1 pseudogene is annotated in these 248 nt (G+C 48.4%); it reads left to right on the forward strand.

The window, feature by feature from the left end:
- Positions 1-120: 120 nt before the first annotated feature.
- Positions 121-248: pseudogene (locus O2S87_RS19410) on the forward strand (RNA-guided endonuclease TnpB family protein); the annotation flags it as partial.

Here is a 248-nt window from a genome sequence, read left to right on the forward strand (position 1 = left end):
GGATAGTCTGGTTTGGGTGCTTCTGCAATGTCTGTATCTAGAAATTCGGCAGTTCAGCGACTCAGACAGGAGAATTTGTTATGTAAGTGATTCAATACGGGAGCCGTCTTGCGATAAACGGAGCAAGATGGGTACTACTTCCCGAAGGAGATCGCCAAGTGTGACAACTCTGGTGCCGACAAAGCCACTCGATTACACGCGAAATGGTCGGAACGCCGCACTCACTTTTTTCACTCCTTAGCGAAACA

The organism is Halohasta sp. A2 (assembly GCF_056175805.1).